This is a genomic window from Zooshikella ganghwensis, from assembly GCF_018263875.1.
Lineage (GTDB): Bacteria > Pseudomonadota > Gammaproteobacteria > Pseudomonadales > Zooshikellaceae > Zooshikella > Zooshikella ganghwensis.
Genome location: NZ_JAEVHG010000003.1, coordinates 397,963 through 404,048, shown reverse-complemented (window position 1 = coordinate 404,048; position 6,086 = coordinate 397,963). Strand labels below are relative to the sequence as shown.

Below are 6,086 nucleotides of genomic sequence, written 5' to 3'. Positions count from 1 at the left end.
ATTAGCAGAAACTGCAAATCAAAATGTCAAGTAAATCAAGTTTTTTTACATTTATTTCTATTTTTGTATTTTTCTTTTTTCTAGAAATCTACTTGGAAAAAATAAATGTTGCTGACTCTATAGGTGTCTGGTACACCTTATTTTGTGCCTTTGTGTATACAGTACCAATTTATATTTTGCTTCTACTTATTATTAAAGCAAAACATAAATAGGGCTATTATTTTTGATAAACTATACGCCCATATTTGTGGGTTTTTTTATATCACTGAATAAATTTTAATAAGCGCAAGCTGTATATCAGGGACTGCTGATATATGTGCTTGTGCCCTTAGTGCTCCTACTCCCCCCCAGATTACCAACCCCCTCGAAAAAACTACCGATAACCGGTGTTGTCGGTAATTTTGATCATTTTCTCGTAAAATACTATCACTTTTAGTATCCCCAATACGAATGGTTTTTAGGTGCGGCCATCGAGTGACGAAGCCCCATGAGCCTATATTAATAGGTGATTGGGGTGAGGAGTGAAGATAACAAAACCTAGAAATCATTCGTGAAGGGTATATTACGCAATACTAAATAGAGTATCCGCTTTAAATAGGGGGAGGATAAGAATAGCATCCAGGCCAATCGCTTATCATTTTACGGCAATAAAAATCACCTTTGTTGAACGTCTGTATAACACCCGTCGAACACGCTGTGAATCCTTCCCTGGAGGCTTGGTTACTGCATCCTTGCGGAAAACAGTTCGACATGTCTTACCCAGCCGTTGTCTTACAAATACCACATTGAAATATCATTTTTGTTTTTATAAGCATGAATGGAATATTGCAAAAAGCGGGTTTACAATGTTTGAATGGGTTTGTGACGCAGCTGCTGGGAGCACTGTTCGCAGTTGCAATTGCTTTGCAGCAGCTTACCCAGTTTTAGCTAGAAGACAAGGATTAAAAATCAAAGCTAAATTGACTGTCATTTACAACAGTTTAGCTACCATAGGTTACAGTCAATAGCGTACATAATATACAACAATCATTACCTTACTTGCCTTTCAACTGTTTAGAAAGCTGCTTTTAATTTACGAATAGTCATTCCAGGTATCGATTCAATAAGCCTGTTTTTAAAACAAACATTAAGCTTATGGGTTATGAAGTATCCCTTGAAAATAGCCATTCATCATTGTTATTTCAGGGGAGAGGATGCTTTAGAATTGAAGAGCGAGGTGCCCTATACTTTATAGGGTTAATGAAATAGTTAATGCTGAAGTTTTACAAGTATTGTGTGAATTCACTAACTAGCTGAGTAGATGATCAAATGGTGAGTATAATTGAATCTGGTACATTGCTGCTTGCCCTGCTGAATCCATTTTTACTGATTATCTATTTGGTTGATCCAATGAAAAAGCTTGATCAACTACAGTTTCAAAAGGTGTTAATAAGAGCGGGAGTTATAGCAGCTATTGTCTTTTGTTGTTTTGCTGTCTTAGGTGATGCAATTTTTTCAACCATTCATGCTGAGTTTGCATCATTTCAAATGTTTGGTGGTTTGATATTTATTATCATTGGTATGCAGTTCGTTTTTAAAGGTCCTACAGCGATAGAAATTTTACAAGGAGAAGCCGCTCATATTTCAGGTGCGATAGCAATGCCTGTTCTCATTGGTCCAGGCACAATTAGTGCCAGTGTTGTTATAGGTAAACGTCATGATCCACTTATCGCATGTGGTATAGTGGTTATCGCAGTTTTCGCATCTGTGGCAATTGTGATACTGCTTAAACTCATTCATGATTATGTTCAGGTGCGTCGAGAAGCATTAATTGAACGGTATATTGAAATCGCTGGGCGAATTACTGCGCTGTATATTGGTACTGTTGCCGTGGAAATGGTGATGACGGGATTAAGGTCATGGCTGATGAAAGTGTAGTATGGTTTTTTTTAGTTTCGACTCTATAATGGGCTAATTTACCTGATAAGACTGGCGTTATATAGTGAATTGACTAGGATCTTGTGTGGAAATTCTGGTAGGAAAGCGTTCTCACGTAGAAGCAATCACTGAAATATTTAATCATTATATTTTGACTTCAAATGCACGATTCGAAGAAGAAATATTTACCTATAAAAATCGTTTGGAATGGTTTTTACAATTTAATCATGATACCAGGCACCAAATTTATGTAGCACAGACTCATAATGAAGTGTTAGGATTTGCATGCTCTCAACCTTATCGGCCTAGTATGGCTTTTAGCGAGACTGTCGAAGTAACAATCTATTTGCGTGAAAATGCAAAAGGTGCAGGGATAGGAACAGCGCTGTATACCAGATTATTCTCAGCGTTATCTACTCAAAGAGTGCATAGAGCACTTTGTGGAATTGCCTCGCCAAATGACGCATCGGTCAATTTTCACAGACGTTTTGGGTTTAGTGAAGTGGGTGTGTTTAATGAGTATGCTAAAAAAAGAGGAGAGTATATAAGCGCTATTTGGTTAGAAAAAATGTTTATTTAAACTAGGGCCTGTTAACACTATTTTAATATCACTGTTATGGGGGTAAAAGCACTCATCTAGGCGCGAAGTTTAGTTGTTCTAAATGAACAATGAGCAACAACGAGTAGTGCTTTTACCGTCATAACCCATCGGGCCGTGATTATTTTTCCACCTAGCAGCGTTACAAGTCACTTATGTAGAATGACTACACGGCATTCCTTGTGCCTTGCCAGGTGGAAAAATAGTCTACGGCAGTAGTGATTCAAATAGTGTTAACAGGCCCTAGGTGATTCTAATTCAAAAGAAGCGTTTTTAGTGGGATTAAAAACTAGTGAGAGTAACAGTCAAAGCTAAAAAAACGCTAGCTGGACCGTTATGCGATGAAGAGCCTCAGGCAAGTAGTTTACTACTTTGAGTTTAAAAGTTAGATATTAAGGCTGTTCACAGTGCAAAGAAAAAACTTAATGATTGGTAGTATACCTGCAATTCTGTGGGGCGACGTATCAGAGAAGTTATTTATAGTAGTACATGGAGATAAATCAAATAAAGCAGATAATACAACTGTTATATTCGCAGAAGAAGCGACGAAATTAGGCTATCAAGTGCTCAGTTTTGACTTGCCTGAGCATGGTGATCGGGTTAATGAAACGTACCCTTGCAAAGTACAAAACGGTATCAAAGACTTAAACTGTATTATGCATTATGCTCAGCTTAGGTTTACAAATATTAGTTTGTTTGCATGTAGTGTGGGTGCATACTTTAGTCTGTTAGCGTATAAGAATGATGAATTGAAACAATGCTTATTTCTGTCTCCTATTGTTGATATGGAAGGCATCATCGACAAGATGATGAGTTGGTTTGGCATTAGTGAAGATAGACTGCAAGTTGAAAAAGAAATATCTACACCTATTGGACATACCCTTTATTGGGATTACTATTGTTATGTAAAAAAACACCCTATTGTCAATTGGTCAGTGCCGACGTCAATTTTATATGGCTCCGAAGATGACATAAGTGAGTTTGAAGTTATTTCTTCGTTTTCAAATCGATTTAACTGTCACTTGGACATTTTAAAAAATGGAGAACATTTCTTTTATAGCGAGAAGCAACTAGATTATTTTAGACGATGGTTGAAAAACAGGCTAAAAAAACAGGACAATCGCATATAAAAAGAGTATATGATGATCAGATATTGTACTTATGTAATGCTTGAATTCATTTGTTCCTCCCGCAGCAGAAGACCATCCTTGGTCTTTACTGCTTACGGTGCTCCTGGTACCTGTTTCACTAACAAATTCAAGTCCCTTGCCCTGAATATACCCATAATGAATAATTTTTAGGTGCCAAAATAAAGTGGTATATACTCACGGCGAAGGGTTATTTAGGCGAGGCCACCGAGCGATGAAGCCCCAGGAGTTTAGATAAACTAAATGACTGGGGTGGCAGTTAAATGCTCCTGCATAAACTGCATTCCCACCATCCTTAGTGGTCAAGAGCGATGGTAACAAAGCCTAAAAATCGTTCGTGAAGAGTATAACTACACATAATAGAAACTGCTGACGCATAAAGGGAGATTATGCCAATGTAATGCATGTGCAGGGCAATAGCATATAATTTTCCTTTATAGCATCTGTAGTTACTGATTTAACCAAGATAAGGGTATAGCACAACAAGTGATATCTATGAATTACTCATGGATCTTAATCTATTAGCCAGCCTCGCTGCATTATCTTTAAGCTGTTCGGCCTTTAGTTTAGCTAATTCATCAATATAGTGAACTAGTTTTTGATGTTTTTCACCAAGATTATAATTTTGCTTATATTGACTCCAGCGTTCGGGATGAAATACCGCTAATGCAAGTCCTAACTCTACTTTGTCACCTACCAAAGATTTCTTTAAGTCTGTTGATACATTATCCTGATAAGCTCTGTTATTAAGTACCTCAATCACAAGGTCAGATGCTAATTCTTGTTGTGATGAGTTATATTTTCCAACAAGAATAGTGGTTAAATATAATACTGCATCTAAACGCTCTCGTTCATAGACTAAATCAAGTTCATTGTTTTGGATAGATCGAAAGAGTATTTCTCGGCTGGTATTTAAGAGTGCATAATCATTCATTAACACTTGAAGTTTTATTTTTTCTTCTTGGCTAACTAAAGGCTTATCCATCAGCTCAATAAATGACTGAAAGTGAGGTGATGGTTTTCTCCAAGGCTTAATTTCTTTTTCTGGTGATACTGTTTTATCCGCGATGGATTCATGAATAACTACGTTTTCTTTATGTTCTTTATTCAGATTTACGTTAGTTGTCTGTTTTTCTTTGCTTTTGTAAATAATATTATTTGTCTGCGTAGTTATTACTTCAGAAGGTGATTGACTTGATAACCAATAGTTAAATGTGACTGCACCTACTGCTATGACGATTAATGCTATGGCGAACGGTCTTTTTTTCATGAAAGCCTCAGTCACAGGAAAAAGCGAATAGTTTTATGGGATTACTAGGAGAAGTTATACTGCACTGCATCAAAAATACCATAAAGACTATTCGCAAATGGTTGAAATATATACAAATCGTTTTTTTATATATAAGGCAATTGATCGACTGATCTCAATAAATCAATATGATGGATTATTAGAGAGTAACTTTTGATCATTCATGCCTTTTGGGATAATGCTAGAGTAAATCCTCTGGCAAGTTATCACGTAATACTAAACGATTAACATGATAAGCCCCGGTGTTTTGGTAATACATTGAACCACTTAAAAAGCCTTGAGCAATAACAATTTGGCCGTTTAAGCTTACACCTTCTTCACTACTGGAATTAGGTCGAACATTGTAAACTTTGCCAAAAAATTCAGTACTTTCTATTGATTTAATAGGATCAAAAGTACCATTTTGGGAAATAAGTGCATCACCCGCTTTTAAGTCCTCAGCATTCTTCATGTGGCCTGAGGAAATTAGGAGTGGATGATTGGGGGTTACTTTAAGCTGGCCGCCATTTTGTGTTTTAATGACCAGAATTTCATGTAGAACATCACGTACAGACTCGCTATAGGCAGCAACCGGACGAGTTGTATATTGGAGGCTGTCTAAACTTGCAGCATCAGCCAGTGTGACGATTTTTTTTACTTGGCGGCTAAATGCATCATAGATGGTGAGTTCGCCTTCAGGGAATAACAACTTTTGATCGGGTGTATAACAAGATGCTAAACAAGTGAGGATCTTAGTATATTTATCGCCAGCGCCTCTACCACATTTGGCTGTCCCTGTGGTAGGTGCTTTAAACCAATTATCGAAGTTATTGGGTTGATAAAAACTTGGATAAAAAGGACGTCCCCGACGATTACCAAAATCGTCATTAATATTAAAGTCCCAGGTTCTGTGGCTAATATATTGACACTTTTTGGCCCAGTCATTTCGGCCAAATGCTGAACTTGAGTTTAAGCTATCATCTTCGCAGCGCTTTTCAAATCTGATGGGATCGGTTGCAAAGGTTGAAACAGAGATTCCTGCTAACGTAATTGAAATAAATATTTTTAAAAGAGATGCTTTCATTGAATACTCCATGTAAATTTTTATTGTTATGAGAATTTATATTTGGCAGTA

5 protein-coding genes are annotated in these 6,086 nt (G+C 36.9%); 3 read left to right on the top strand and 2 right to left on the bottom strand.

The features are described from left to right. Window positions 1-1,308 precede the first annotated feature (1,308 nt). The 3 genes from KHS79_RS07800 to KHS79_RS07790 all read left to right on the top strand — a co-directional run bounded on the left by KHS79_RS07800 (window position 1,309) and on the right by KHS79_RS07790 (window position 3,645). Window positions 1,309-1,917, top strand: a complete 609-nt coding sequence (locus tag KHS79_RS07800; protein WP_212718109.1) for a MarC family protein — start codon at window positions 1,309-1,311, stop codon at window positions 1,915-1,917. Between the two features lie 85 nt (window positions 1,918-2,002). Further along, window positions 2,003-2,497: a GNAT family N-acetyltransferase gene (locus KHS79_RS07795; protein WP_212718107.1), complete on the top strand. Its 495-nt coding sequence runs from the start codon at window positions 2,003-2,005 to the stop codon at window positions 2,495-2,497. A 425-nt stretch (window positions 2,498-2,922) separates the two neighbouring features. Further along, on the top strand, window positions 2,923-3,645 hold the full coding sequence (locus tag KHS79_RS07790; protein WP_212718106.1) for an alpha/beta hydrolase: 723 nt from the start codon (window positions 2,923-2,925) through the stop codon (window positions 3,643-3,645). A gap of 511 nt (window positions 3,646-4,156) precedes the next feature. Here the strand turns inward: KHS79_RS07790 and KHS79_RS07785 are convergent. Further along, window positions 4,157-4,933: a hypothetical protein gene (locus tag KHS79_RS07785; protein ID WP_212718104.1), complete on the bottom strand. Its 777-nt coding sequence runs from the start codon at window positions 4,931-4,933 to the stop codon at window positions 4,157-4,159. Between the two features lie 220 nt (window positions 4,934-5,153). After that, window positions 5,154-6,035, bottom strand: coding sequence for a Hint domain-containing protein (locus KHS79_RS07780; protein WP_094787591.1), 882 nt, complete (start codon window positions 6,033-6,035; stop codon window positions 5,154-5,156). Window positions 6,036-6,086 lie beyond the last annotated feature (51 nt).

Excerpts from the sequence above, each read along its gene's own strand:
- KHS79_RS07780 (WP_094787591.1), bottom strand. The coding sequence starts at position 6,035 with ATGAAAGCATCTCTTTTAAAAATATTTATTTCAATTACGTTAGCAGGA.
- KHS79_RS07800 (WP_212718109.1), top strand. The coding sequence starts at position 1,309 with ATGGTGAGTATAATTGAATCTGGTACATTGCTGCTTGCCCTGCTGAAT.
- KHS79_RS07785 (WP_212718104.1), bottom strand. The coding sequence starts at position 4,933 with ATGAAAAAAAGACCGTTCGCCATAGCATTAATCGTCATAGCAGTAGGT.